Origin of the sequence: Streptomyces sp. NBC_01717 (assembly GCF_036248255.1) — a bacterium.
Classification (GTDB): domain Bacteria; phylum Actinomycetota; class Actinomycetes; order Streptomycetales; family Streptomycetaceae; genus Streptomyces.
Genome location: NZ_CP109178.1, coordinates 3,482,661 through 3,509,365 on the forward strand (window position 1 = coordinate 3,482,661; position 26,705 = coordinate 3,509,365).

At 69.7% G+C, this 26,705-nt stretch carries 23 protein-coding genes and 2 tRNA genes; 12 read left to right on the forward strand and 13 right to left on the reverse strand.

Annotated features, from left to right (window positions below):
• Both rsgA and OHB49_RS15635 read left to right on the forward strand, forming a co-directional pair.
• Complete coding sequence (rsgA, locus tag OHB49_RS15630) at positions 1-1,017, forward strand: ribosome small subunit-dependent GTPase A (RefSeq protein WP_030969765.1); 1,017 nt, start codon at positions 1-3, stop codon at positions 1,015-1,017.
• A gap of 90 nt (positions 1,018-1,107) precedes the next feature.
• Positions 1,108-1,431: a DMT family transporter gene (locus OHB49_RS15635; RefSeq protein WP_030969764.1), complete on the forward strand. Its 324-nt coding sequence runs from the start codon at positions 1,108-1,110 to the stop codon at positions 1,429-1,431.
• On the opposite strand, the gene OHB49_RS15640 is transcribed toward OHB49_RS15635, so the two are convergent.
• From OHB49_RS15640 to OHB49_RS15650, 3 genes are read right to left on the reverse strand one after another with little or no spacing between them, the layout of a single operon-like run.
• Positions 1,361-3,505 carry an ABC transporter ATP-binding protein gene (locus OHB49_RS15640; RefSeq protein WP_329160946.1) on the reverse strand — a complete coding sequence of 715 codons (2,145 nt, stop codon included), beginning with the start codon at positions 3,503-3,505 and terminating at the stop codon, positions 1,361-1,363. The two genes, OHB49_RS15635 and OHB49_RS15640, sit on opposite strands and share 71 nt — an antisense overlap.
• Positions 3,502-4,455, reverse strand: a complete 954-nt coding sequence (locus OHB49_RS15645) for an ABC transporter permease (protein WP_329160948.1) — start codon at positions 4,453-4,455, stop codon at positions 3,502-3,504. The genes OHB49_RS15640 and OHB49_RS15645 overlap by 4 nt, the downstream gene beginning before the upstream one ends.
• 24 nt (positions 4,456-4,479) lie before the next feature.
• Positions 4,480-5,463, reverse strand: coding sequence for an ABC transporter permease (locus tag OHB49_RS15650; RefSeq protein ID WP_030969762.1), 984 nt, complete (start codon positions 5,461-5,463; stop codon positions 4,480-4,482).
• A gap of 246 nt (positions 5,464-5,709) precedes the next feature.
• On the opposite strand from OHB49_RS15650, the gene OHB49_RS15655 reads away from it, so the two are divergent.
• Complete coding sequence (locus OHB49_RS15655; RefSeq protein ID WP_329160950.1) at positions 5,710-7,401, forward strand: ABC transporter family substrate-binding protein; 1,692 nt, start codon at positions 5,710-5,712, stop codon at positions 7,399-7,401.
• 22 nt (positions 7,402-7,423) lie between these two features.
• On the opposite strand, the gene OHB49_RS15660 is transcribed toward OHB49_RS15655, so the two are convergent.
• A complete protein-coding gene (locus OHB49_RS15660) occupies positions 7,424-8,032 on the reverse strand; it encodes a TetR/AcrR family transcriptional regulator (RefSeq protein WP_329160952.1) in 609 nt (202 codons plus the stop codon).
• Positions 8,033-8,152: 120 nt separating this feature from the next.
• Between OHB49_RS15660 and hisN the strand changes: the two genes are divergently transcribed.
• Both hisN and OHB49_RS15670 read left to right on the forward strand, forming a co-directional pair.
• Positions 8,153-8,953, forward strand: a complete 801-nt coding sequence (gene hisN / locus OHB49_RS15665; protein WP_313939112.1) for a histidinol-phosphatase — start codon at positions 8,153-8,155, stop codon at positions 8,951-8,953.
• Between the two features lie 183 nt (positions 8,954-9,136).
• Positions 9,137-9,538: a CBS domain-containing protein gene (locus OHB49_RS15670; RefSeq protein ID WP_030969738.1), complete on the forward strand. Its 402-nt coding sequence runs from the start codon at positions 9,137-9,139 to the stop codon at positions 9,536-9,538.
• A gap of 81 nt (positions 9,539-9,619) precedes the next feature.
• Here the strand turns inward: OHB49_RS15670 and OHB49_RS15675 are convergent, their stop codons facing one another.
• Positions 9,620-11,089 carry a catalase gene (locus tag OHB49_RS15675; RefSeq protein ID WP_329160955.1) on the reverse strand — a complete coding sequence of 490 codons (1,470 nt, stop codon included), beginning with the start codon at positions 11,087-11,089 and terminating at the stop codon, positions 9,620-9,622.
• Between the two features lie 149 nt (positions 11,090-11,238).
• Between OHB49_RS15675 and OHB49_RS15680 the strand changes: the two genes are divergently transcribed.
• From OHB49_RS15680 to OHB49_RS15695, 4 genes are all read left to right on the forward strand, one after another.
• Positions 11,239-11,658: a Fur family transcriptional regulator gene (locus tag OHB49_RS15680; RefSeq protein WP_030969727.1), complete on the forward strand. Its 420-nt coding sequence runs from the start codon at positions 11,239-11,241 to the stop codon at positions 11,656-11,658.
• A gap of 346 nt (positions 11,659-12,004) precedes the next feature.
• Positions 12,005-12,826: an ABC transporter ATP-binding protein gene (locus OHB49_RS15685; protein ID WP_329160957.1), complete on the forward strand. Its 822-nt coding sequence runs from the start codon at positions 12,005-12,007 to the stop codon at positions 12,824-12,826.
• Positions 12,823-13,695: an ABC transporter permease gene (locus tag OHB49_RS15690; RefSeq protein WP_329160959.1), complete on the forward strand. Its 873-nt coding sequence runs from the start codon at positions 12,823-12,825 to the stop codon at positions 13,693-13,695. The genes OHB49_RS15685 and OHB49_RS15690 overlap by 4 nt, the downstream gene beginning before the upstream one ends.
• 44 nt (positions 13,696-13,739) lie before the next feature.
• On the forward strand, positions 13,740-14,885 hold the full coding sequence (locus OHB49_RS15695) for an ABC transporter substrate-binding protein (RefSeq protein ID WP_329160961.1): 1,146 nt from the start codon (positions 13,740-13,742) through the stop codon (positions 14,883-14,885).
• Between the two features lie 83 nt (positions 14,886-14,968).
• Here the strand turns inward: OHB49_RS15695 and OHB49_RS15700 are convergent.
• The 4 genes from OHB49_RS15700 to OHB49_RS15715 all read right to left on the reverse strand — a co-directional run bounded on the left by OHB49_RS15700 (position 14,969) and on the right by OHB49_RS15715 (position 20,471).
• A tRNA-Met gene (locus OHB49_RS15700) sits at positions 14,969-15,042 on the reverse strand.
• A gap of 124 nt (positions 15,043-15,166) precedes the next feature.
• Positions 15,167-17,245, reverse strand: a complete 2,079-nt coding sequence (locus OHB49_RS15705; protein WP_329160963.1) for a tetratricopeptide repeat protein — start codon at positions 17,243-17,245, stop codon at positions 15,167-15,169.
• A gap of 214 nt (positions 17,246-17,459) precedes the next feature.
• A tRNA-Met gene (locus OHB49_RS15710) sits at positions 17,460-17,533 on the reverse strand.
• A 64-nt stretch (positions 17,534-17,597) separates the two neighbouring features.
• Positions 17,598-20,471 carry a UPF0182 family membrane protein gene (locus tag OHB49_RS15715; protein WP_329166495.1) on the reverse strand — a complete coding sequence of 958 codons (2,874 nt, stop codon included), beginning with the start codon at positions 20,469-20,471 and terminating at the stop codon, positions 17,598-17,600.
• 127 nt (positions 20,472-20,598) lie between these two features.
• On the opposite strand from OHB49_RS15715, the gene OHB49_RS15720 reads away from it, so the two are divergent.
• Positions 20,599-21,168, forward strand: a complete 570-nt coding sequence (locus OHB49_RS15720; protein WP_329160965.1) for a PPA1309 family protein — start codon at positions 20,599-20,601, stop codon at positions 21,166-21,168.
• Between the two features lie 45 nt (positions 21,169-21,213).
• Here OHB49_RS15720 and OHB49_RS15725 read toward each other — a convergent pair whose 3' ends face one another.
• From OHB49_RS15725 to OHB49_RS15740, 4 genes are all read right to left on the reverse strand, one after another.
• Entirely contained in the window at positions 21,214-22,302 is a 1,089-nt protein-coding gene (locus OHB49_RS15725; RefSeq protein WP_329160967.1) for a YlbL family protein, read from the reverse strand.
• Positions 22,303-22,445: 143 nt separating this feature from the next.
• Positions 22,446-22,616, reverse strand: coding sequence for a hypothetical protein (locus OHB49_RS15730; RefSeq protein WP_329160969.1), 171 nt, complete (start codon positions 22,614-22,616; stop codon positions 22,446-22,448).
• A 127-nt stretch (positions 22,617-22,743) separates the two neighbouring features.
• The gene (locus OHB49_RS15735; RefSeq protein WP_030969712.1) at positions 22,744-23,205 is read right to left on the reverse strand and encodes a molybdenum cofactor biosynthesis protein MoaE; all 462 of its coding nucleotides are present in this window, start codon (positions 23,203-23,205) and stop codon (positions 22,744-22,746) included.
• A gap of 137 nt (positions 23,206-23,342) precedes the next feature.
• Entirely contained in the window at positions 23,343-24,485 is a 1,143-nt protein-coding gene (locus OHB49_RS15740) for an SDR family oxidoreductase (protein ID WP_030969710.1), read from the reverse strand.
• Positions 24,486-24,675: 190 nt separating this feature from the next.
• On the opposite strand from OHB49_RS15740, the gene OHB49_RS15745 reads away from it, so the two are divergent.
• Together OHB49_RS15745 and OHB49_RS15750 are read left to right on the forward strand one after the other, a co-directional pair.
• The gene (locus OHB49_RS15745; protein WP_329160972.1) at positions 24,676-26,142 is read left to right on the forward strand and encodes a zinc-dependent metalloprotease; all 1,467 of its coding nucleotides are present in this window, start codon (positions 24,676-24,678) and stop codon (positions 26,140-26,142) included.
• Positions 26,139-26,693: an NUDIX hydrolase gene (locus OHB49_RS15750; protein WP_329160974.1), complete on the forward strand. Its 555-nt coding sequence runs from the start codon at positions 26,139-26,141 to the stop codon at positions 26,691-26,693. The genes OHB49_RS15745 and OHB49_RS15750 overlap by 4 nt, the downstream gene beginning before the upstream one ends.
• Positions 26,694-26,705 lie beyond the last annotated feature (12 nt).

Below are 26,705 nucleotides of genomic sequence, written 5' to 3' on the forward strand. Positions count from 1 at the left end.
ATGCGTCGCTACGGCAAGAACCCCGACGAGGACGACATCCGGTTCCGCCCCAACCCGAAGGGCAACCGGCCTCGTACGCATACCCGTCCGAAGCACGAGGACGCCGAGGACGGCATGGTCCTCACCGTCGACCGCGGCCGCCTCACCTGCCTCGTCGAGGGCCGTACGGTCATGGCGATGAAGGCGCGCGAGCTCGGCCGCAAGGCCGCGGTGGTGGGGGACACCGTCTCCATCGTCGGCGATCTGTCCGGGGACAAGGACACCCTGGCCCGCATCGTCCGCATCGGTGAGCGCCGCTCGGTGCTGCGGCGGACCGCGGACGACGACGATCCGTACGAGCGGGTGGTCGTCGCCAACGCCGATCAGCTGGCGATCGTCACCGCGCTGGCCGATCCGGAACCGCGTCCGCGGATGATCGACCGCTGTCTGGTGGCGGCGTACGACGGCGGGCTCACCCCGCTCCTGGTCCTCACCAAGTCCGACCTGGCGTCCCCGGACAAGCTCCTGGAGGCGTACACCCCGCTGGGTGTCCCCTACATCGTCACCAGCCGCCAGGAGCTGGAGAACGGCGACGCGGCGGACCGGGTGCGCGAGCAGCTGAACGACCGGGTCACCGCGTTCGTGGGGCACTCCGGCGTCGGAAAGACCACGCTGGTCAACGCCCTGGTGCCGAAGGACCGGCGGCGTACGACGGGTGTCGTCAACGCGGTCACCGGCCGCGGCCGGCACACCACCACCTCGGCCCTGGCGCTGCCCCTGCCGGACGGGCGCGGCTGGGTGGTCGACACCCCCGGTGTGCGCTCCTTCGGGCTGCACCACATCGACCCTTCGCGGGTCATCCACGCCTTCCCCGACCTGGAGCCCGGCACCGAGGACTGCCCTCGCGGCTGCACCCACGACGCCGTCCAACCGGAATGCGCTCTGGGCGCCTGGGTGGCGGCCGGGCATGCCGATCCGGCCCGGCTGGACTCGCTGCACCGGCTGCTGGCCACCCGGGAGCGACGCGAAGGCGACTGATCCAGGCACGTTTGCGATCTGCTGCTACCGGTAAGTGCATAATCGCACGCAGCGGGACAGGGCAGTCACCGACGTGGGAGGGCACCGACGATGGCGTGGCTGCTGGTCGTGGTCGCAGGGCTTCTGGAGACCGGCTTCGCTGTCTGTCTGAAACTGTCGCACGGCTTCACCCGGCTCTGGCCGACCATCGCCTTCTGCATCTTCGCGCTCGGCAGCTTCGGTCTGCTGACCCTGTCCCTGAAGAAGCTCGACGTGGGGCCCGCCTACGCCGTGTGGACGGGCATCGGCGCGGCGGGCACCGCGATCTACGGCATGGTCTTCCTCGACGACGTGGTCTCCACGCTCAAGCTGATCTCGATCTCCCTGGTGATCCTGGGTGTGATCGGACTGCAGCTGTCGGGCTCGTCCCACTGACCGGCAGGGGACGTCCGGGAAAGTGACAGGCGGCGCTGTGCCCGGCCGCCTCCCCGACCGGTACGTCGCGCTCGCAGCGCTCCCTGTCCTCCTCGCCCAGCTCCGCGTACACCGGGCAGCGTGACCGGAACCGGCAGCCCTCGTACCGCCGCGTCGGGCTCGGCGGATCCCCGGCCAGCAGAATGCGGGTGCGGCGGCGCTCGCGCTCCGGGTCGGGCAGCGGGACGGCCGACAGCAGCGCCTGCGTGTACGGATGGCGGGCCCGCTCGAAGACCTCCTCGGCGGTGCCGGTCTCGACCGTACGGCCGAGGTAGACGACGCTCACCCGGTCCGCGATGTGCCGCACCACCGAAAGATCGTGCGAGACGAAGAGGTACGCGAGTCCCAGCTCGGCCTTGAGCCGCTGGAGCAGGTTGAGCACCCCGGCCTGTACGGACACGTCGAGCGCGGACACCGGTTCGTCGAGCACGAGCAGGTCCGGTTCGACGGAGAGCGCGCGGGCGATCCCGATGCGCTGCCGCTGCCCACCGGAGAACTCGTGCGGGAAGCGGGAGGCGTGCGCCGGCTCGAGTCCGACCTGAGTGAGCAGCTCGGGAATCCGCCGGGCCACGGTGGCGCGGTCCGCGCCCTGGGTGCGCAGCGGCTCGGCGACGATGTCGCCGACCGGCATCCGCGGGTCGAGGCTGGCCATCGGGTCCTGGAAGACGATCTGGACCCGGCCGCGCAGCGCCTTGCGGTCGGCCTTGGACAGTCCGTCGAGGGACCGTCCGAAGAGCTCGATGTCCCCGCCTTCGGGGCGGACGAGGTTCAGCAGTTCGAAGAGGGTGGTGGACTTGCCGGATCCGGACTCCCCGACGAGCGCGAGTGTTTCACCGGCCCGGATGGAGAGGTCCACGCCGTCGACCGCATGGATGGAGCCGACACGCCGTTTGAACGCGGTCCCCTTGAGGACGGGGAACGTCTTGGTGAGCCCGGTGACGTGCAGGACCCGGTCGCCGGGGGAGGCGGCGCGTTCGGGAATGGACGGGACGGGGAAGACCTCCGCCGGGGTGAGGCCCCGTTCGGCGATCTCGTCGGCCCGTACGCAGGCGGCGAGATGGCCTTCGTCGCTCGCGTCCGCGGCCGCGAGCGCGGGCTCGGACGCCGTGCAGCGGTCCTCGGCCAGCGGGCAGCGCGGGGCGAAGGCGCAGCCTTTCGATAGCCGGCCCGCCGAGGGCGGTGCGCCCGGGATCGGGACGAGCACGTCCGAGGGGCCGTCGATCCGCGGTACGGCACCGATCAGGCCGAGCGTGTAGGGCATCCGGGGCCGCCGGAAGAGTTCGGTCGCCGCTGCGGTCTCGACGACCCGGCCCGCGTACATCACCGCGACCCGGTCCGCCGCTCCCGCGATCACCCCGAGGTCATGGCTGACCAGCAGCAGCGCGGCACCCGTCTCGCGCTGCGCGGTGCGCAGCACGTCCAGGACCTGGGCCTGGACGGTGACGTCGAGGGCCGTGGTCGGCTCATCGGCGATGATCACATCCGGGTCGTTGGCGACGGCCATCGCGATCATGGCGCGCTGCCGCATCCCGCCGGAGAACTCGTGCGGGAATCCCTGCGCCCTGGTGGCCGGTTCGGGAATGCCCACGAGGTCGAGCAGGTCGACGGCTTCCGCACGGGCGCGCTCGCGGGAGACGTCGCGGTGGGTGCGGATGGCCTCGGCGATCTGGTCGCCGATCCGGTAGACCGGGGTGAAGGCGGAGAGCGGGTCCTGGAAGACCATGCCGATACGGCGCCCGCGTACCGAGGAGAGCACCCGGTCGGTGGCGCCGACGAGTTCGGTCCCGCCCTCGTCCGCGGTTCCGCTCCCGGCGAGCCGGACCGATCCCCGTACCCGTGCATTGGCCGGCAGCAGCCCGAGCACGGCCAGTGCGGTGGCGGACTTGCCCGACCCCGACTCCCCCACCAGGCCGAGCACTTCGCCGCGGTGCAGGGTGAAGTCGACGCCCCGGACGGCGGGCGCCCCGTCGAAGTCGACGGCGAGACCGGAGACGTCCAGCACCACGGGTGCCTGTCCGTCAGTCGTCGTACTCATCGGTCGGTCTCCTCGCTCTGAACAGCTGTCCGAGCCGTTGAACGGCCGCGCCCGCTCGTCGGATCGAGCGCGTCGCGCAGTCCGTCGCCCACCAGGTTCACCGCGAGGACGAAGACGATGAGCAGTCCTGCGGGGAAGAAGAACATCCAGGGGTACGTCACCGCGGCGCCGGTCGTCGAGGCGATGAGCGTGCCGAGCGAGACATCGGGCGCCTGGACGCCGAAGCCGAAGTACGACAGCGCGGTCTCGCTCATCACCGCGCCGCCGACCGCGATGGTCGCGTCGATGATGAGGAAGGAGGCGACGTTCGGCAGGATGTGCCGCCAGATCACCCGGAACGGCCCGACCCCCATGTACCGGGCGGCCCGCACGAATTCGCGCTCCTTGAGGGAGAGCGTCATGGACCGCACCACCCGTGCGGTGATCATCCAGCCGAACACGGCGAGCAGCCCGACGAAGGCGAACCAGCCGCCGCCGCGCAGCCTCGGTGAGATGATCGCGATGATCAGGAACGCCGGGAAGACCAGCAGCAGATCGACGCCGAACATCAGGATCCGGTCCGGCCAGCCCCCGAAGTATCCGGCGCAGGCGCCGACCAGCGAGGCGAGCACGGTCGAGAAGAACGCCACCAGCAGCCCGATCAGCAGCGACTTCTGGAGTCCGCGGACGGTCTGCGCGAAGACGTCCTGCCCGATGCGGTTGGTCCCCCACCAGTGCCTCCCGCCCGGGCCTTCGCGCAGCGAGGTGTAGTCGATGTAGCTGTAGTCCCAGTGGCTGATCAGGGGTCCGGCGAAGGCGAGCAGGAAGAGCAGCAGAAGGATCGTTCCTCCGGCGAGTGCACCGCGGTTGCTCACGAAGCGGCGCAGCACCACCGCGGCGCGGCCGACCGGCCGCAGCGGCTCGGCCCCTCCCGCCGCGGCGTCGGCGGCGGTCTCGATGACGGCGGTCATGACAGTCGTACTCCTCGGGCAGGTTCAGGCATTCCGGATACGCGGGTCGAGCGCGGCGTGCAGGAGATCCGCGAGGAAGCCGGACAGGAGGACCATCACGGCGGCGAACACATTGACGGCGACCACCGAGTTGACGTCGTTCTTGCCGACGGAGGCGACGAACCACTCGCCCATGCCGTGCCAGCCGAAGATCGTCTCGGTGAAGGTGGCACCGGTGAACAGCGCCAGGAAGCCGTAACTGAAGTAGGTCGACATGGGGATGAGCGCCGTGCGCAGCCCGTGCTTGAGCAGCGCGGTGGACCGGGTGAGCCCCTTGGCCTGAGCGGTGCGCAGATAGTCGGAGCCGAGGACGTCGAGCATGGTGGAGCGCTGGTAGCGGCTGTAACTCGCGATGGTGCCGAGGGCGATGGAGACGGTCGGCAGCAGCAGATGCACCGACCTGTCCTTCAGCACGGTCCAGAACCCGGAGTCCACGCCGGGGCTCTTCTCGCCGGTGAACTGGATGGCCTCGGTACCGGTCTTCTGGTTGAACCAGATCGCGCCGATCTTCAGGAGCACCGCGAGCAGGAAGACGGGGGTGGAGAGCAGGACGAACGAGGCGAGGGTGACCAGTCGGTCGGAGAGCCGGTACTGGCGTACGGCGGTCCAGGCGCCGGCGAGCACGCCGACGACGGTCCCGAGGACGGTGCCGAGCAGAAGCAGCCGCAGGCTGACCCCGATCCGGCGCCCGAACTCCGCACCCACCGAGGTCCCGTCGATGGTCTGCCCGAGATCACCGCGGACCGCGCGCCCGGCCCACTGCCCGAACCGGGTGAGCAGCGGCTCGTGGTCATTGACCCCGAGAGCGGTGAGGTGGTGGTCGACGGACCTGGGCGAGAGGGGCGGCTGGCGCCCCTCGTAGTACGCGCGCGGGTCGAGCGCCAGGGACGCGAGGAGGTACGACAGGCAGACGGCGGCCAGCAACAGCACGGCGTAGTAGCCGAGTCGCTTGGCCAGAAAGGCGGCCACAGGTGTTGGTCCTCCACAGGGGCGTTCACAAGGGTCGTGCAGAGCCGGCGGGCCGGATCGCGGCCACGGCCGACTCCATCGGCGCAGGTCTGCCTACTGGCCCAGCTTGACGGTGTTTTGTTGCGGACATGCAAAGAAACCATGAAACCACCCCGGCTGCCCTCCCACCAGCCCGAAGATCGACTTACGGTCTCCGCAGCCTGCGGCCCCGATCGGACCGCACCCGAACCGGAGGAATGAACACCGATGCGCAGAACCACCGTGATCGCCATCGCCGCAGCCCTGTCGGCCACCTTGGCGGTGACCGGCTGCGACTCCTCCGGCGCGGACGCCAAGGCGCCGAAGAAGCAGGCCGCGCCCAAGGCCGACGGCCAGGACATCAACGCGCACCCGCTCAGCGACCTCAGGCAGGGCGGATCGGTGAAGGTGCCGATCACCCAGTGGATCACCCAGTACAACTACAACACCGTGGACGGCTCGCAGGGCGATGCCATGGAGATCAGCGCACTCGTCCTGCCGGACCTCTTCGACTCGGACGCCAAGGGCGCCATCCACACCAACCCGAACTTCCTGGCCTCGGCGAAGGTCGTCTCCACCAGCCCGCAGGTGGTGGAGTACCAGCTGAACCCGAAGGCCAAGTGGTCCGACGGCAAGCCGCTGAGCTGGAAGGACTTCGAGGCCCAGTGGAAGGCCCTGAACGGCTCGGACGAGGCGTACGAGGCGGCCGACACCTCGGGCTACGACCAGATATCCAAGGTCGAGCAGGGCAAGGACGCCCACGGCGTGAAGGTCACCTTCACCGAGCCGTACGCCGACTGGCAACGGCTTTTCGACCCGCTCTACCCGGCCGAGTACATCGACACCCCGGAGAAGTTCAACAAGGGCTGGTCGGAGAAGGTCCCGGTCTCGGGCAACGCCTTCAAGATCGGTGAGTACGACAAGACGGCGCAGACCATCACAGCCGTTCCGGACCCCAAGTGGTGGGGCGACAAGCCCAAGCTGGACTCGGTGATCTACCGGGTGCTGGACTTCTCCGCGATGACCGACGCCTACCTCAACAAGGAGACGGACTCGGCCACCGCGCTCCTCCCGGAGGACTACAAGCGCCTGGTCGACGCGCCGGGCACGGAGATCCGGCGCGGCGCCCGCTGGGACGAGGTGCACATCACCCTGAACGGCGGCCGGGGGCCGCTGAAGGACGTGAAGGTACGCAACGCCCTGCAGGCTGCGATCGACCGCAAGGGCATCAACGCCAGCTTCAGCAAGGACCTCTCCTTCGAACTGAAGCCGCTGGACAACCACTTCTTCATGCCCAACCAGGTGGGCTACCAGGCGAACGCCGGGGCGTACGGCGAGTACGACGTCGAGAAGGCGAAGAAGCTCCTCGACGAGGCGGGCTGGAAGGACGCCGGCGAGGGCAAGCCGCGCACCAAGGGCGGCAAGCAGCTCACGCTCGACTACGCCCTGAGCGCGGGCGGCACCTCGGCCCAGACGGACCAGGCTGAGCTCGTGCAGCAGCAGCTCGGTGTCATCGGCGTGAAGGTGAACATCAAGAAGGTCCCGGCGAACGACTTCTTCAACAAGTTCGTCAACACCGGCAACTTCGACCTGGTCAGCTTCCGCAACGTCGACCAGGTGTATCTGACCATGTCGTACCCGGTGTACCGGCAGCCGAAGGGCAAGAACCTCTTCCAGAACTTCGGTTCGGTCGGCTCCCCGAAGATCGACGAACTGCTGTCGAAAGCCGCACAGACCACCGACCGGGCCGCGGCGGCCAAGCTCTACAACGAGGCGGACGTCGAGATCTGGAAGCTCGGTCACTCCATCGAGCTCTACCAGCGCCCGCAGATCGTCGCCGTCCGCAAGGACCTGGCGAACTACGGCGCCGAGGGCCTGGCCTCCGTCGACTACACCAAGGTCGGCTGGCTGAAGAAGTAGCGCGCCACCGGTGGCCCGCCAATCACCCGGCGGGCCACCGCTCCACCACCTCGCGCACCAGCGGCGCAGCGTCCGTGGGGACGGAGGACGCGGCAACCGCGTACGACAGTGCGAGGCGCAACACGATCTCGCAGGTCACGGCCAGCGCCGCCGGGTCGTGCTGCGGGCGCCCCCCGTCCAGGGCGACCACCGCGCGGTCGCGCACCAGGCCGAGGAGCTCCGCCGGGGTCGGCGGCCCGGCATCGGCTCGCCGCTGCGCCGGTACGGGCGAGGAAGGCGGCCCCGAGAGACGGGCGGGGCGGGGTAACCGCTCTCCCCAGCAACCCGTGAGCAAGGCCCTGACCAGGGTGTTCGTGCGCGCGGCCCGGACCGTCCAGGCGGCGGTGGCGGCCAGTCTGTCCCCCGTGTCGCCGGGCGATTGCAAGGCCCGTTCGACACCGGCGAGGTAGCCGTCGGCAGCGCGCCGGACGAGAGCCCGGGCCAGGCCGTCCTTGCTGCCGAACTCGTTGTAGAGGGTCTGCCGGGAGACTCCTGCGGCGGACGCGACGTCGACCATCCGCACCGTCGCCCAGGGCAGGGTGCTGAGCGCCGAGAGGGCGGCGTCCAGCAATGCTTCTCGCGCTGCAGGCATCGTCGCCTCCCACGCCAGGGGTCTGCGCTTCAGAGTTGACGCGCTCTCCCGCACTGTCAAGAGTCCATGCACCGCCAGGGTCCTGTGGCTCTGTTCACCTGCGGTCGATACTGTGACGACATGCCCGATTACCACGATGATCTGCGCCTCGCCCATGTGCTGGCGGACGCCGCCGACGCGACGACGATGGACCGGTTCAAGGCCCTCGACCTCAAGGTCGAGACCAAGCCGGACATGACGCCGGTGAGCGAGGCCGACAAGGCCGCCGAGGAGCTGATCCGCGGTCACCTCCATCGGGCTCGCCCGCGCGACGCGATCCTCGGCGAGGAGTACGGGATCGAGGGCACCGGCCCGCGCCGCTGGGTCGTCGACCCGATCGACGGCACGAAGAACTACGTGCGCGGTGTGCCGGTCTGGGCGACGCTGATCTCGCTGATGGAGGCGGGCGAGAACGGCTTCCAACCGGTGGTGGGCGTGGTGTCGGCCCCCGCGCTGGGCCGGCGCTGGTGGGCGGCGAAGGGCGCGGGGGCGTTCTCCGGCCGCAGCCTCACCTCCGCGACCCGGCTGCACGTCTCGAAGGTCGAGCGGATCCCGGACGCCTCGTTCGCGTACGCGTCGATGACCGGCTGGGAGGAGCAGGGCCGGCTCGACGGCTTCATGGATCTGACCCGGGCCTGCTGGCGTACGCGCGGGTACGGGGACTTCTGGCCGTACATGATGGTCGCCGAGGGTTCCGTGGACATCTGCGCGGAGCCGGAGCTCTCGCTCTGGGACATGGCGGCGAACGCGATCATCGTCCAGGAGGCGGGTGGCCGGTTCACCAGCCTGGACGGGGTGCCCGGTCCGGGCGGCGGGAACGCGGCGGCCTCGAACGGTCTGCTCCACCACGAACTGCTGGGATACCTGAACCAGCGCTACTGATCCGGCGCCGCTACGAGGCGTACAGACTCCCGAGGGGCGCGCGGTCCATTTCCGTGCGCCCCTCGAATGATCTCCACGTACCCCTTGTTGGACTCTCCCAAGGATGCAACGCTGAGAGTCCCCCCACTTGTGAACTTGTGAATCGGCTCACGTGGTCGCTTCACGAAGGAGGTGGCTCCCTTCATGCTCGTCCGTGACGCCATGAGCACGATGGTCCTCACCATCGGCCCCACACACACGCTCCGCCAGGCGGCTCAGCTGATGTCGGCCCGCCGCATCGGCGCAGCCGTCGTCCTCGACCGGGACACCAGCGGACTCGGCATCCTCACCGAGCGCGACATCCTCAACGCGGTCGGCGCCGGCCAGAACCCCGACACCGAGACCGCATCCACCCACACCACCACCGACGTGGTCTTCGCCGCGCCCGGCTGGACTCTGGAGGAAGCCGCGGAGGCCATGACGCACGGCGGTTTCCGGCATCTGATCGTGCTGGACGACCACGGGCCCGTCGGTATCGTCTCGGTCCGCGACATCATCCGCTGCTGGACGCCCACCAGGCGCCACCCGGTGGAACTGGTCGGCTGACGCCCCTGCGCACGTACGGCCGGTGGGCCGCCCCCCTCGACACGGAGGGGACCGGCCCACCGGCACCGGCAGCCGTCCGTACTAGCCGCGAAGGGCCTGGACCGCGGCCTCCAGCCGCTTGCCGAAGTCGCCATCCGCCTGGCGGAAGTTGTTGATCGCGCGCTCGGCGATGTCGTCGCGCGAGACCTTGGCGATGAAACCGGCGAGGTTGTCGATCAGCCGCACCTTCTCGTCCTCGGAGAGGAGCCGGTACAGGTTCCCGGCCTGCACGAAGTCGTTGTCCTCGGCGTGGCGCGGGGCCTCGTGCGTACCGGTCTCACCGGTGACGGAGGTGGGCTCCCACAGCGGACGGTCGGTCTGGACCGGGCCGCCGAAGCTGTTGGGCTCGTAGTTCTTCGCACCCTTGTGGCGGCCGTCGTACAGGTGGCCGTCCCGGCTGTTCGTCCGCGCCTCGGTGGCGTGCGGACGGTTCACGGGCAGGTGGTCGGCGTTGATCCCGACGCGGTAGCGGTGGGCGTCGCCGTAGGCGAAGAGGCGGCCCTGGAGCATCTTGTCCGGGGACGGGCCGATGCCCGGCACGAAGTGCGCGGGGCTGAAGATCGACTGCTCGGTCTCCGCGAAAATGTTCTCGGGGTTGCGATTGAGCTCCAGCTTCCCGATCTCGATCGGCGGGTAGTCCTCGTGCGGCCACACCTTGGTGAGGTCGAACGGGTTGAAGCGGTACGTGGCCGCCTCGGACGCGGGCATGATCTGGACCTGCACCGTCCATGACGGGAAGTCGCCGCGCTCGATCGCCTCGCGCAGATCACGCTGGTGGCTGTCCGGGTCGTCGCCGGCGAGCTTGTTGGCCTCGGCCTGCGTGAGGTTCCTGATGCCCTGGTCGGTCTTGAAGTGGTACTTGACCCAGAAGACCTCGCCGGCCTCGTTGTTCCACTGGTACGTGTGCGAGCCGTACCCGTTCATGTGACGCAGCGTGGCCGGGATGCCGCGGTCACCGAAGAGCCAGGTCACCTGGTGGGTGGACTCGGGCGACAGCCCCCAGAAGTCCCAGACGTTGTCCGCCTCCTGCGAGCCGGTGTACGGATCGCGCTTCTGGGTGTGGATGAAGTCCGGGAACTTGATGGCGTCCTTGATGAAGAACACCGGGGTGTTGTTACCGACGAGGTCGTAGTTGCCCTCTTCGGTGTAGAACTTCAGCGCGAAACCACGGGGGTCACGCACCGCGTCGGCGGAGCCGAGGCTTCCCGCGACGGTGGAGAAGCGCAGGAACGTCTCGGTCTGCTTGCCGACCTCGGAGAGGAACTTCGCACGCGTCCACTGCGAGACATCGCGGGTCAGCGTGAAGGTGCCGTACGCACCGGCGCCGCGGGCGTGCACGATGCGCTCCGGAATGCGCTCACGGTTGAAGTGCGCGAGCTTCTCCAGCAGCGACTGGTCCTGCACCAGGACCGGACCACCGACGCCTGCGGTCTGACTGTTCTGGTTGTCGGCGACCGGCGCGCCGGCCTCCGTGGTGAGCGGTCCCTGCGTCACGTGCGCCTCCTGCGTCATTCCTGCACATCCATCATGTCCTGATGTCCGCACAACCTGCCCCTGCGTATATCGGTATCGATCCTACAATGGACTAAATCTAAGTCAAGCAGAGGTCCAAAGTCACACCCGTTCGGAACCAGGGACCCCTCACTGTTAGGCTTGCTCCTATGAGTGACCTGTTGGAACGACTCCGCGGACGCGGCTGGCGCATGACCGCGCAGCGGCGTGTCGTGGCCGAGGTCCTCGACGGGGACCATGTACACCTGACGGCCGACGAGGTCCACGCCCGTGCCGTCGCCAAGCTGCCGGAGATCTCCCGCGCCACCGTCTACAACACGCTCGGTGAGATGGTGTCGCTCGGCGAGGTCATCGAGGTGGCCACCGATCACCGCGCGAAGCGCTACGACCCGAACGCGCACCACCCCCACCAGCACCTGGTCTGCGGCCGGTGCGGCGCCATCCGTGACGTGCACCCGGCGGGCGACCCGCTGGCGGACCTGCCGGCGGACGAGCGGTTCGGTTTCACGGTCTCCGATGTCGAGGTGACGTACCGCGGTATCTGCCCGAACTGCGCCGCGGCTGCCTGAGACGGGACGAAGGGCCCGGTGCGAGTGACACTCGCACCGGGCCCTTCCACATTCAGCCCGACCGGGACCGGGCCTGCGCACCTCACCGGCCGTTCCGGTGCGGAACCACTTCGACGGGTACCCGTAGATCCTGCCGGAGGTGCGCGCGGCCGACCGCGCACTCCCCCCACCGGACGCGAGCGAGCGGTGCCGGCCGGGCAAGCTGCTGCAGCGCAGCCCCGGAGATGGCTGCGCCCACCCACTCCGCGCGCACCCCCTTCCCGAATCTGACGGGTCGTCATATCGTCGGCGGCGATCGTGTCCGCCCCGCGGCGGATCCACACCTCGACCGTGCGAGGAGAGACCCGTGGGAGATCCGCACCCGACCACACCGTCACCCACCCCGACGCCCACGCCCACCGCCCCCACGCTCCGGGCCCAGGCGCTCACCCGCACGTTCGGGCGCGGCGCCAAGGCGCTCACCGCCCTCGGCCCGGTCGATCTCGACATCGCTCCCGGCGAGTTCACCTGCATCGTCGGCCCCTCCGGCTGCGGCAAGTCCACCCTGCTGCGGATCGCTGCCGGGCTGCTCCGCCCCAGCGCCGGTGAGCTGTCCATCCGTACGGCATCGCCCCGCCCGGCCGCGATGATCTTCCAGGACTACGGCATCTACGACTGGAAGACCGTTCTCGCCAATGTCCGGTTCGGCCTCGACATCCAGCGCGTACCGCGCAAGGAGGCCGACGCCAGGGCACGTGACTGGCTCGCCCGGATGGGGCTCTCCGAGTTCACCGGCGCCTATCCGGCCGCTCTCTCCGGCGGGATGCGGCAACGCGTCGCGATCGCCCGCGCCCTCGCCGTCGAACCTGAAATCCTGCTGATGGACGAGCCGTTCGCTGCCCTCGACGCCCAGCTGCGGACGATCCTCCAGGACGAGCTGCTCGACCTCACCCAGACCACCCGTACCACCACGCTCTTCATCACCCACAGTCTGGAAGAGGCGATCGTGCTCGGCGACCGGGTACTGGTGATGTCCGCCAGGCCGGGCCGGATCATTGCCGAACACCGGCCGCCGTTCGCCCGGCCGCGCACCGGACACGTCCGTTCGACACCCGAATTCACCGCGCTGAAGAGCGAGTTGTGGGAGCTGCTGCGCGGCGAGGTCCGCAGAGAGGTGATCCCGGCATGAGCACCGCCGTGAAAGAAGCGTCTCAGGAGGGTGGAACCGTCCTGGTGCGCAGGCCGGGCCCGCAGGAGCTGCATCCCGTACGCACCCATCGCAGGCGCCGCACCCTGGAGCTGGCGCTCGCCGTCGCCGTGCCGCTGGTTCTCGTCCTGCTCTGGCAGCTGGCCGCCGCCAGGTCCTGGATCGACGACCGCGTCTACCCTGCCCCGTCCACCATCCTCGCGGACGGCTGGGACCGGGCGGCCGACGGCGATCTGTGGCCGGATGTGTGGGCCACGCTCAAGCGGGTGCTCGGCGGCTATGCGATCGGGACCGTCGCCGGATACGCGCTCGGCCTGCTGATGGGGTCGCTCTCGCTCGTACGCGCGGCGCTGGAGCCGTTGCTCGACGCCCTCTACGTCGTCCCGAAGTTGGCCCTGCTGCCGGTCTTCCTCAACATGTTCGGCCTCGGCGAAGGGCCGCAGATCGCTCTGGTCGCCGCCACGGTCTTCTTCTTCGTCTGGATCTCCACCATGGCGGCCGTCCTCGCCGTCCCGATCGGTCACCGCGACGCCGGCCAGGTGTTCGGCGCCTCGCCCTGGCAGATGTTCCGGCACGTACTGCTGCCTGCCTCGCTGCCCGCGGTGCTGGTCGGCGCACGGATCGCGGCGGGCGTGGCCGTCCTGGTCATCGTGGCGTCCGAGCAGATCGCGGCGGCCGACGGGCTCGGCCATCTGATCTTCGACTCCCGGGCGCTGTTCCAGAACGACGTGATGTTCGTCGGCATCGTCTGCGTGGCGGTGCTCGGCGTCGTCTTCTCCGAAGTGGTGCGGATCGCCGGACGGCTGCTCACCCCGTGGGCCCCGCGCGACCGCGGCCGCAGCCAGTCGTGAACGGCACCCCACCCGCTCCACCGAGTTCTTCGTACGGAGGCACTGTGCGCACACGTACCCCTCTCACCTGCACCGTCGCGCTCGTCGCGGCATCGCTGCTCGCCGCGGCGGGCTGTGCCGAGAACGCTTCCGGCAGCGGCGACACCGATGCCGCGCCACGCACCGTCAAGACCGTCGCCGGTTGCGGCGCGGGCAGCTGGACCGACCCGGCCGATCTGGCGGCCGACCGCAGACCGGCCCGCTGCGACAAGGGCGCGCCCGCCCCTCAGCCGCTGGCGAAGAAGCGGAAGATCACCGTCGCCACCGGCACACTCAGTGCGGAGTACGTCGCCCCGCTCCAGGTCGCCGTGGCGAAGGGCGAGTTCGCCAAGGAGGGCCTGGACGTCGAACTGAAGGTGCTTCCCACCCCGGACGCCCTGCCACTGCTCGCCAAGGGCGATGTCGACGCCCAGTGGGCGGCCCCCGAGGCAGCCGTGATGAACGGCATCGACGGCGGCTTCGACATCAAGTGGGTGGCAGGGAACTTCTCCCCGGATCCCACCTCCAAGAGCGGCCTGTGGGTGCGCCTCAAGGACGGCGAGAGCGCCGAGCACGTCGACATGGCGGGCCGGAGGATGGGCACGATGATCGGCAAGGGCTCGGTCATCGCGTATCCGATGGACACCTCGCTCAAGAAGCACGGCGGCGGCCTCGACAAGATCAGTTTCCAGCAGCTCGGTTCCGCGGACGTACTGACCGCCCTGCAGAACGGCGGCGTGGACTCCGCCTGGCTGCTCGACCCGGTCTGGCGCAAGGTGGACGGCGACAAGCGGTACGCGTTCCTGGGCGGCCAGCCGGTCGGCGAACCGCTGGGCGGCCTGCTCTTCGGCCCGACGCTGCTGACCGAGGACCCGGACGCGGGTGTCGCCTTTCTCCGCGCCTACATCCGGACGGTGAACACCTACTTCGCCGGGGACTACAAGTCCGATCCCGCGTTCGTGACGGAGCTGGCGAAGCTGATGAAGATCGACGAGGCGACGCTGCGGTCGACGCCGTCCATGCGGATGGACTGGGAGATCCGGACGGGTACGACGGACCGGCTGCAGCAGGCGTACAGCGACGCGGGCGTCTCGGAGGGCAAGCCGCCGGTACCGGAGGAGAAGGCCGTCGACCGGTCGATGTACGCGGAGGCGGTGGGCCACAGGCTCTGACGCGGCGCCCGTACGGCATGCGCAGAAGGCGCGGCATGCACAGAAGGCCGGATCCTCGAAAGGATCCGGCCTTCTGTCTTCAGTAGCGGGGACAGGATTTGAACCTGCGACCTCTGGGTTATGAGCCCAGCGAGCTACCGAGCTGCTCCACCCCGCGTCGTGAACACAACATTACGTGACGCCCTGGATCAGCGCAAATCCGTTCCTGCCGACTGTGGGAAGCGCGGTGACGCGGGGCCCCGCACCCCCTGTGACGCCCGCGACGCACCCCCGCATACCCGCTATGCGGTCAGCTCCTGGTGCAGGGCCTCACGGAGTCTGGCGGCCCGCTCCGCGACCTCCGCCGGGCCCAGCTCGACCGCACGGGCGCACCAGCGCTGCCCCTCGGTGAGCTCGCCGCGGCGGGCGGCGAGCAGGGCCATCCGCAGCGCGGCCCTGCCGTGGCCGTCGTTCGCGGCGCGGCTCCACCACAGAGCGGCCTCGCGCTCGCTGCCCTCGCGGGCGAGGAGCAGCCCCAGATTGAAGGCACCGTTGCGGCTGCCCGACTCGGCGGCCTCGCGGTACCAGCGCGCGGCGCTCTCCAGGTCACCGCGGGAGGCGGCGAGCATGCCGACGCGCACCTGGGCGCGGCGGTGCCCCTGCTCGGCGGCCCGCTCGTACCAGGCCTCGCACTCGGTCTTCTCCGGCATCGGCTCACCGAGCCCGGGCGGGCCCGGCGGCGGCTGGCGCGAGTCCAGCACCCCGGCCAGCCGGAAGGCCGCCTCGGCGCTGCCGCCGCCCGCGGCGCAGCGCAGATGGCGTTCGGCCTCCTGCTCCTCGCCGTGGTGCAGCAGGGCCATGCCGACCTGCAGCGCGGCCTCGGTGTGCCCGGCGGCCGCGGCCCTCTCGTACCAGGTCAGAGCTGCCCGGTCCTCGTCACGCCCGGCGTGCAGAATGCCGAGGTTGAAGGCGGCGTCGACGCTGCCCGCCTCGGCGGCCTTGGAGAACCAGGGCTGCGCACCGGTCGCGTCGCCCGCCTGGAGCAACAGCACGGCGAGGGCGTTGGCCGCCTCGCGGTGACCGGCGTAGGCGGCACGGCGGTACCACTGCTCGGCCTGCGGTGTACGGTCCTGGGCCGCGCAGAGCAGCCCCAGGTTGTACGCGCCGTTGACGTCGCCCGCGTCCATGGCGGCGCGGTACCAGCGCTCGGCGGTCTGCTGCTCGCCGCGGGCGGCGTGCAGGGCGCCCAGAGCGTTGGCCGCGTTGCCGTCGCCCTCCTGGGCGGCGCGGAGCCACCACACGGCCGCGCTCTCCTCGTCGCCCGCATCGCGCAGCAGGAAGCCGAGCGCGCAGGCCGCCCGGGCCTCGCCGCTCTTGGCGGAGGTGAGGTACCAGCGGCCGGCCTCCTTGAGCTCGCCGCGCTGTTCCAGAATGGCGCCGAGGTGCAGGGCGGCACGGCGGTGACCGCGCGCTGCGGCCTGCCGGTACCACTGCTCGGCCTCACCGATGCGCCCGGTGGCGGGTCCCGCCACCGGTCCGTCGTCCTTGTGCCCGTCCGCACGGCCCCCCTTGCGCGCACCGGTCCCGGTTCCGGTGCCGTCGGCGGCGCCACTGCGCGCCGGCAGGACCGTCCCCAGCCCGGCGTCCGCCCCCGGGCGGCCGAACGCGTCGTGCGGGTCGTCGGCGGCCTTGCTCTCCAGGGTGCGTGCCAGGCGGTACGCGGCCTCTCGGTGCCCCTGCTCGGCGGCAGCGCGCAGCCAGCGCTCGGCGCCGACGTCGCTGCGGTGCTCCAGCAGGTCGGCGAGGGCGTACGCGCCCAGCGCATGGCCCTGCTCGGCGGACTGGCGCAGCCAGTACTCGGCGCCCGGCTCGTCGCCACGCTCGCGGTAGTGGCGGCCCAGCGCGTGGGCCGCGGCGGCGGAACCGGCGACGGCGGCGATACGCCACCAGCCGGCCGCCTCGTCGGCGTAGCCGCGCTGGTGGAGGAGGACACCCAGGTTGTTGGCGGCGGCCCGGTCGCCGTCGGCGGTGGCCGCACGCAGATAGGGCTCGGCGCCGTTGAGGTCGCCCCGGCGCAGCAGCAGCGCACCGAGGACGCTCATCGACGCGGTGTCTCCGGCGTCGGCGGCGCGACGGTGCCGCGCCTCGCTCTCGGCGGTCTCCGTGCTCTCGGTGTTCTCGATGCCCTGAGTGCTCTCGGCGCTGTGTGACGGTTCCGTGTCCCCGGCGGTCCCACCGTTCTCGTAAGCCTGGACAGCCTCGGCGTCGTCCGTGGCATGGGCGGCGAAAGCCGCATCTGCCATGTTTTCCATCTCATGGACGCGCCGCTGCACAAACCGCCCTGTCTCCAACAGAGTTGCCCTGTCCCCCATAAATACCATCGTCCCACCACCTGCAACCCGCGTACACCTGGTATATCGCGGCCAGTGAGGTCACTTCAGCGTTTTGTCGACATGCCCACAGAGAGATAAGTCAAACACGTTCGGAGCCAACACGCGCCCCGCGAACCGCACTTCAGGCCCTTCGTGCGAGAAAGTCTCCGCGACACGACGAAGGCCCGGATCCTCGAAAAGGATCCGGGCCTTCGTCTTTCAGTAGCGGGGACAGGATTTGAACCTGCGACCTCTGGGTTATGAGCCCAGCGAGCTACCGAGCTGCTCCACCCCGCGTCGTTGTGTTCAAACCGTACCACGACGCGAAGGTGGCGCTTTACCCGTTTCTACCCGCCGCCGCTCAGCTGCCCTTCTCCGTCTTGGGCTGGGCCGCAGCCGCACGCCGCAGCGCGTCCTCCAGATCCGCCTGGGCCTTGCCGTAGGCGGTCCAGTCCTGCTTCTTCAGGGCTGCCTGGCCTTCGGTATAAGCCTTCTGCGCATCCGCGATCGCCTGCTTCAGCGCGGCGTCACCGGTGGCCGGTGGCTTCGTGCCCGGTGGCCGGGTGGTCTCCGCCGGCGGCTGGCTGGTGCCGGTGTCCTCCACTCCGAAGACCGCGTTGAGCGCCTCCCCGAGGCTGTTCTCGAAGACGGTCTTCGAACCGTACGAGGCAGCGACCTTGCGCAGCAGCGGATAGTTCTGCGTGCCACCGCGCGTGTACACCGGCTCGACGTACAGGAAGCCGCCGTCGAGCGGCACGGTCAGCAGGTTGCCGTACTCGATGTCGGAGTCGGTGCCCTTGAGGTTCCTCACGAACTCGGCGACATCGTCGTTGCCGTTGAGCTCGCTCTGCACCTGGCCGGGTCCCTTCACCGTCGTGGTGACTCTCAACAGCCTTATCGTGCCGTAGTCCTTGCTGGCCGCATCCGCGTCCACTGCCATGAACGCCCCGAGGTCGGGCCGCCCCTTCGGAGTGAAGGTGGTGGTCAGCGAGAACTTCTGGGCCGTCTGGTCCGGCATCTTTATGCTCAGGTAGTACGGCGGGACGGCGCCGGACTCCTTGTTGGTCGGGTCGTCCGGGACCTGCCACGCGTCACTGCCGCTGTAGAACTGTGCGGGGTTGGTGACGTGGTAGCGGGTGAGCAGCTCGCGCTGCACCTTGAACAGGTCCTGCGGGTACCGCAGGTGGTCCATCAGGTCCTTGGGGATGTCGGCCCGCGGCTCCACCGTCCCCGGGAACGCCTTGCGCCAGGTCTTGAGGACCGGGTCCTCGGTGTCCCACTCGTACAGCTTGACCTTGCCGTCGTACGCGTCGACGGTGGCCTTCACCGAGTTGCGGATGTAGTTGACCTGGTTCTGCTGGGCGACGACCGCACGCTGGTTGGTGGTGAGCGAGTCGGCCGTGGTGTCACCGAGCGTCGTACGCGAGGCGTACGGGTACCCGTTGGAGGTGGTGTACGCGTCGACGACCCACTGGATGCGGTGGTTCACCACGGCCGGATAGGCGTCGCCGTCGATGGTCAGCCACGGGGCGACCGCCTCGACGCGCTCCTTGGGCGTGCGGTTGTACAGAATCCGCGAGCCGTTGCCGATGGCCCCCGAGTAGAGGATCTGCGGCTCGCTGAACGACACCGCGTACGCGGCGCGGTTGAAGGCGCTGCCGAGACTGACCCCGCTGTTGCCCTTGTAGCTGGTGGTCCTCTCGCCGTCCTCCTCGTAGTCGAGCTCCTTCTGGGGCCCACCGACGATGGAGTACTGCTCGGTCTTCTCGCCGTAGTAGATCTGCTGCTCGTACGTGCCGAGCTGGCCGGTTGTCGGCAGACCGGACTCGGTGAAGTCCGGGGAGCCCTTCGGGTTCGTGCCCGTCGTGGTGCCCCGGGCGGCGATGGCGCCGTAGCCGTGGGTGTACGTGAAGTGGTCGTTGATCCAGTTGCGCTTGGGGATGCCGTCCAGATTGAGTTCGCGCAGACCGATGACCGTGTCCTGGTCCTTGCCGGCGGGGTCCTTGTAGCGGTCGACGTCCAGCGTCCTGGGGAACTGGTAGTAGTTCCTCTTCTGCTGGAGCTGCTGGAAGGCCGGGGAGACGACGTTGGGGTCCATCACCCGGTAGCTCGCCGCTTCGTCCGCGCTTGCCCGGAGCTTCGCGTCGTCGGTCGTGGTGCTCTTGCCCGTGTAGTCGTCCACCTGTGCGTCATCGATGTCGTACGCGTCACGCGTCGCCTCGATGTTCTTACGGATGAACGGGGCTTCCTTGGCCTGCTCGTTCGGCTGGACCTGGAACTTCTGCACGATCGCCGGGTACAGCCCGCCGATCAGGATCGCCGAGAGCACCATCAGACCGAAACCGATCATCGGGAGCTGCCAGGTGCGGCGCCACAGCGTCGCGAAGAACAGCACGGCGCAGATCGCGGCGATGCAGAACAGGATCGTCTTCGCCGGCAGGTACGCGTTGGCATCGACGTACCGCAGGCCCGTCCAGTTGTCCGTCGCCTTGAAGTCACTGGACTTCACGGCGAGGCCGTACCGGTCGAGCCAGTACGCCACGGCCTTCAGCGAGACGAAGACGCCGAGCAGTACCGACAGGTGACCGGTGGCCGCGCCGGTCGCCCGCGCGCCGGGGCTGGTGATGCGGAGCCCGCCGTACAGGTAGTGGGTCAGGGCGGCGGCGATCAGCGAGAGCACCGTGGCCGCGAAGCCGAAGCCCAGCAGGAAGCGGTACCACGGCAGGTCGAAGGCGTAGAAGGACACGTCCAGGTGGAACTGGGGGTCCTTCTGCCCGAACGACACGCCGTTCACGTACATCAGCCACGTACGCCACTGCCCGGAGGCGGAGGCTCCGGCGATCAGCCCGACGAGCGCGGTGATCGCGAGCAGCACCCACTTCTTGTACGGGGCGAGACTCATCCGGTAGCGGTCCAGGCTCTGCTGCTCCAGCGACATCGCGCTCAGCGGCGGCCGGAGCCGGTGCGCGAGCCAGATGTTCAGGCCGACGGCGATCGCCATCAGCAGTCCGAAGACGAGGAACAGCCCGATCTTGGTCCACAGGGTGGTGGTGAAGACGGACGAATACGCGACCGACCGGTACCAGAGCCAGTCCGTCCAGAACCCGGAGAACATGACGAACACCATGGCGAGAATCGCCAGGACGCCCAGTGTCATGAGCAGGGTACGGGCGCGCCGGGACGGGCGGCCGACTCTGATCCGTGGCCCGGTCGGGCCCCCGCCGCGGTCCGGCATCTGGAAAGCCAACGTGCGCCCCTCGAAGTTCGCGGTCGTGTGAAGCAGGCCCAGCGATCGTAGAGCCCACCTATGCAACTTACTGAGGCTTTACCTAGTTCCCGTTCCCGGGGCAGAAGGAGGGAGGATGTTGAGCATGTCCAACGTTTCCCCCTCAGGCCCCCCGATGGCCGCGAGTCCCCTCACTGTCGCCGTGCTCGAAATCGACGAGTACGCCTCCGGCCTCGGCTGGGACCAGCCGGCCCGGCTCTTCGCGCTCGTCGACACCGCCAAGCTGCGGGTCCAGGAGCCCGGCCTCGCCGCCCAGCTCGGTCTCGACAGCCCCGATTCGACGACCGCCGCACTCACCCCCATCGAGCAGGAGGAGCTTCCCCCCGGAAAGGCGCTGGACGAGTTCCTCGCCACGATCGCCTGGCCCGACGCGGTCGCAGGCTGCGCCATGACGGTGGAGCGCCTGATGCTGCCGCCGTCCGCCGAGTCCTCCGTACCGGAGGGGCTCAGCGACGCCCAGCTGGCCAAGTGGGTCGCCAAGCACCCCGACCGGCAGGAGGTACGGATGACCGTGGCCGTCCTGCGCAACGGTGCGCGGGAGTCGGCCGTACGGCTCCGGGAGAAGGACTCCCCGACCGAGGTACTGACCGGCGCCGGCCTGGTGCCGGGGCTGGCCGAGGCGCTGGCCGCCACGTTCGAGTCCTGACCGGAGCGGGCGGAACCGCCCGCTCCGCCGCGAGGGGCGGCGCGGTCAGCCTGCCGAGCAGCTCGGCAGGCCGGCCGTGTCGCCCGTGCGGATCTTCTCCAGCGACTGCTTCGCGTCGTCGATCGTCTTCACCTTGACCAGGGTGAGCCCGCTGGGGGTGTCGGAGGCGGCGGCCTTGCAGTTGTCGCCCGGCGTCAGGAAGTACCTGGCGCCCGCGTCGCGCGCGCCGACCAGCTTCATGTTGATGCCGCCGATCGGGCCGACCTTGCCCTGGTCGTCGATGGTGCCGGTGCCCGCGATGAACTTGCCGCCGGTCAGCTGACCGGGCGTGAGCTTGTCGACGATGCCGAGGGAGAACATCAGACCCGCGCTCGGGCCCCCGACATCGGCGAGCTTGATGTCGATGTCGAACGGGAACGTGTGGTCCGTCCCGGCCTGGATTCCGACGATCGCCCGGTTCTCCTTGGGCGCATTCTTCGTCGTGATGGTGATCTTCTCGGTGCCCTCGGGCTGCTTGCCGGCCTTCTCGGCCGCTGCCGCCGTCTTGGCCGGGATCACCGTGAAGGTGACGTTCTCCCCCGGCTTGTGCTTGGTGACGAGCTTCGCGACGTCCTCGGGGTGCTTGACCGCCGTGCCGTCCACCGCCTTGATCACATCACCGGCGTGCAGCTTGCCCTGTGCGGGGCTGTCCTTGATCACCGTGGAGACCACGACGCGCGACGTCACCGGGATGCCCAGTTCGGTCAGGGCGGCGACCTTGGCGCTCTCCTGGGACTGGCTGAACTCCTCGGCGTTCTCCTGCGTCGACTGCTCCTCGGTCTTGCCGCCCGGGTACAGCGTGTCGTGCGGAACGACCACGCTGTCGTGGGCCAGCCAGCCGTAGACGGCCTCGACGAGGTTCATGTTGTAGTCGGCGCCGGTGACCCTGACCGTCGTCATGTTGAGGTTGCCGGACGTCTTGTACGTCCGATGCCCGGAGATCTGCAGGACCGGATCGCCGCCGACCTTGCCGAGCGTATTCACCGTCGGCCCGGGAGACATCTCCGAATACGGCACTGGGATCAGCACGCCTGCGCAGAGCAGCGCGATGAGGATCAGCGTGGAGGCGAGCATCGTCGCGGTGCGGCGTGGCATGGAACGACAGTACGGGAAGGGTCTGTCAGTGCACCGCCGGGGCCGGTCCGTACGGGGCGGAGGGCCGGGCTTCGTGCTGTGCCGAGTGGCGGGGCAGTCGGTGCCGGGATGCGGATTGGCGACTGCGTACGTTCGGTGCTGCGTCAGGCAGCGTCGGAACCGGAGTCGGATCTCTCCATCGCTTCACGGAACCGGGCATATCCGGCGAGTTCGGTGACATCACCGGTCGTGCGATTACGGGTGGCCCAGCTTCCCCATATCGCAGCACCGAAAGCAGCGAAAAGCGGAATCAGCAACCAGGCGAGTGCTGCCATCACTACCTCCCCACGCCATGAGCGACCGCAACTGACCGATGAGCAGATTAGTCTTCTGCAGATCCAACGCTCAGGGCAGGGGTGCGGTTACGCAAATCGGGGCGGATGTCGCCGGTCCGGTTTGCGCTCAGCAGGCGCCTACCCACTCCTCCGTGCCGTCGGAGAACCGCTGGTGCTTCCAGATCGGAACCTCGTGCTTGAGGTCGTCGATGAGCTTGCGACACGCCGCGAATGCCTCCGCACGGTGCGGGCAGGAGACGGCGACGACCACGGCCAGGTCTCCGACCTCCAGTTCACCCACACGATGGACAGCGGCCAGTGCCCGGACCGGGAACTCGGCGACGACCTTCTCGGCCACCCGGCGCATCTCGTCCTGCGCCGACGGATGGCAGGAGTAGCCGAGCGCGCCGACGTCCTGGCCGCCGTCGTGATTGCGCACCGTGCCGACGAAGAGCGCCGTGCCGCCCGCGGCGTCGTCCCCGGCGGCGCGGAAGATCTCGTCGACGGACAGAGGGGTGTCCCGGATCTCCAGCAGCCGGATCGGGTCCTGCGCCGCCTGCTCACCGGGATGGTCATGGGTGGGTGCCATGGCGCCCATGGTGCCGCACGGCACCGACATCGCGGAATAGCGCTTTCCACCGGCGGGCCGCCGGCCGCCTTGGAGCCTTCTACAGCCCCGGGGCGCCCCGGCCCGGTCCTGCCTGGCACACCGCGGCCGGACACGTCTCAGATGCGGCGGCGGGCCTTGCGCGCGCGGCGGACCAGGGCGGCGGTGCCGAGCAGCGCCACGGTCGCACCGGCGGCGCCGGCGGCGGTTGCGTCCTTGCGGCCGAGCCTGCGCCCCGCGACGGTGTGGCGGCCCTCGACCTCTTCGAGGAGGGCGGCGAGCACTTCCTCGTTGGTCCACCCGGGCCGCCAGCCGACGTCGTGCAGACGGCTCACGCTGACCACCCAGGGGTGCATCGTGTACGCGAGGTCTCCCGCCGGGGACGGGGTGAGGCCGATCCGGTGCAGCCGGGCGGCGGCGCCGAGGGCGACCGCGGAGGGCAGTTCCATCCTGCGGACGCCACTGAGCTCCTCGACCTCCTGCTGTTCCAGCCAGCCGTCGCAGCCGACCGCGAACTCTCCGTCGATCTTCTCCAGCGCCGCGTACTCCAGGGCCGTGACCAGGTCCTCGACGTGGCAGAACTGCCAGGTGGGGCGCGATCCGGCGACGACCAGGAGGCGCGGCGACTCGAAGTAGCGGGTCAGCGCCGTGTCCGTGCCGCCGACCAGGACAGTGGGACGGACCACGGTCACGTTGAGGCCGGGATGGGCTCGGGGTGCGCGACGCCCGAGCCGTTCGATCTCCAGGAGGTCACCGACGCCGGTGGCCTCCGCCGTGGCACGCAGTTCGGCGTCCTCGGCGAGTGGGATGTCGTTGTCGGGAAGCGCCCCGTAGACCATCGCCGAGGTGCAGAGCACGACCCGGTGGACCCCGACGGCCGCAGCGGCCGTCAGCACGGTCTGGGTGCCGCGTACGTTGTACGCGGTACGGGCGGCGGGATCGGTCTCCAGGTCGAGATCGAGTGCCAGGTGGACGACGACGTCTGCGCCCCGCAACTTCTCGGCGATGGCGGGGTCCCGTACGTCGAGGATGTGCCAGATCGCCTCGGAGACCTCGCCGCGGCGCTCGTCGATGGCGATGACCTGCTTGATCTCCTCGGAAGCCGCGAGGCGCGCGGTGAGCAGCTCGCCGACGCCGGTCGCGGCACCGGTGACCGCGACGACGGGGCCGCGGCTCTTGGAGCGGCTCTTCGAGGGTTTGCTCTCGGGCGAAAGGTCGGCCAGGTTTCGCGCTGCGCGAACCTGAGGATCTGGGGAACTCACCGGGCGTCTCCAGCGGTTGTCTTCAGTACGTACCCGAATGACGCGTACGTACCAGGTGGCGTCCATCCTGCCGCAGGCCGGGAGTCGGCGGAGCACTGAGGCCCCGAGCGGGCTTGGTGTCTACGCTGGATGGTGATGTCGGGCAGTCGCCGTCGGTTCGAGCCGGCGGCCCTACGAGCCGAGGAAACCCGTGAGTGACACCCCATTCGGATTCGGCCTTCCGCCGGAGGAGCCGGAAGACGGCGACGAGGGCAAGAAGAAGGAACCCGCCGGAGGTGGGCAGGGTTCGGGCGGGCCTGCGAACCCGTTCGGCTTCGGGCCGGGCGCGGGCGGGGACAACCCGTTCGCGGCGATGTTCGGCACGATGAACCCGAACGACCTGGGAGCCGCCTTCCAACAGCTCGGCCAGATGCTGAGCTACGAGGGCGGTCCCGTGAACTGGGACATGGCCAAGCAGATCGCCCGCCAGACGGTCGCCCAGGGCACCCCGGACGGCACGAAGGACGCGAGCGTCGGTCCTTCGGAGCGGGCCGCGGTCGACGAGGCGCTGCGGCTGGCCGATCTCTGGCTGGACGGGGTGACGTCGCTGCCGTCCGGTTCCGTCTCGACCGTGGCGTGGAGCCGTGCGGAGTGGGTCGAGGCGTCCCTCCCCGCCTGGCAGAAGCTGGTCGACCCGGTGGCTGAGCGCGTCGGCCTCGCCATGGGCGATGTGCTGCCCGAGGAGATGCAGGCGATGGCCGGCCCGCTGATCGGCATGATGCGGTCGATGGGCGGCGCGATGTTCGGCCAGCAGATCGGGCAGGCCGTTGGCGTGCTGGCGGGCGAGGTCGTCGGCTCGACCGATATCGGACTGCCGCTGGGCCCGGCCGGAAAGGCCGCGCTGCTCCCGCTGAACGTCGAGAGATTCGGCAAGGACCTGAGCGTGCCGCAGGACGAGGTTCGGCTGTATCTCGCCCTGCGTGAGGCCGCCCACCAGCGGCTCTTCGCCCATGTGCCGTGGCTGCGCTCGCACCTGTTCGGCGCGGTCGAGGGGTACGCGCGCGGCATCAAGGTCGACACCAGCAAGCTGGAGGACGTGGTCGGCCAGTTCGACCCGTCGCAGCCCGAGCAACTGCAGGACGCCCTTCAGCAGGGCATGTTCCAGCCGGAGGACACGCCGGAGCAGAAGGCCGCGCTGGCCCGGCTGGAGACGGCGCTCGCGCTGGTCGAGGGCTGGGTCGACGCGGTGGTGCACGAGGCCGCGAAGGCCCGGCTGACGTCGGCCGACGCGCTGCGCGAGACGATGCGCAGGCGGCGCGCCTCCGGTGGTCCGGCCGAACAGACCTTCGCCACGCTGATCGGCCTCCAGCTGCGGCCGCGGCGGCTGCGGGACGCCTCGCGGCTGTGGGCGTCGCTCACGGACGCGCGCGGTCTCGACGGTCGCGACGCGCTCTGGGCGCACCCGGACATGCTGCCGACCGCCGGTGACCTGGACGACCCGGACGGGTTCGTGCACCACGAGCATGCGGACTTCTCCGAGCTGGACAAGATGCTCGGCGACGCCGCGAAGGGTACCCAGACACCCGCGGACGACGAGGGCGACGCCGGTGACCGGGGCGACGCGGACGGCAAGGGCGGCAAGAGCGGCAGCGACGGCAAGGACGACACCGACCAGTGAGCCTGTACGACGACGCGGTCCTCGTACTGAAGAGGTACGAGTCATCGGCCGACCCTGACCAGGAGCAGCTGCGCCAGGTCTACCTGGACCATCTGTCACGGCACCCGGACGGCATGTGGAAGGCCTGCGGGGCCGGGCATCTGACAGCCAGCGCGCTGGTCGTCGATCCGGAGCGCGGCCGGGTTCTGCTGACGCTGCACCGGAAGCTGCAGATGTGGCTGCAGATGGGCGGGCACTGCGAGCCCGAGGACGACACGCTGGCTGCCGCGGCGCTCCGTGAAGCCACCGAGGAATCCGGCATCAGCGGTCTGACGCTGCTGTCGGGCGGCCCGGTGGCGCTGGACCGGCATGCGATCCCGGCGCCCTGCCACTGGCATCTGGATGTGCAGTACACGGCACTGGCGCCGTCGGGCGCCACGGCGCAGATCAGCGACGAGTCGCTGGATCTGCACTGGTTCCCGTACGACAAGGTGGCCGAGGTGGCCGACGCGTCGGTCGTACGCCTGGTCGCGCGCGCACGCGCGGCGCTGGAGGACGGCCGGCAGCGGTGACGGACCGCAACG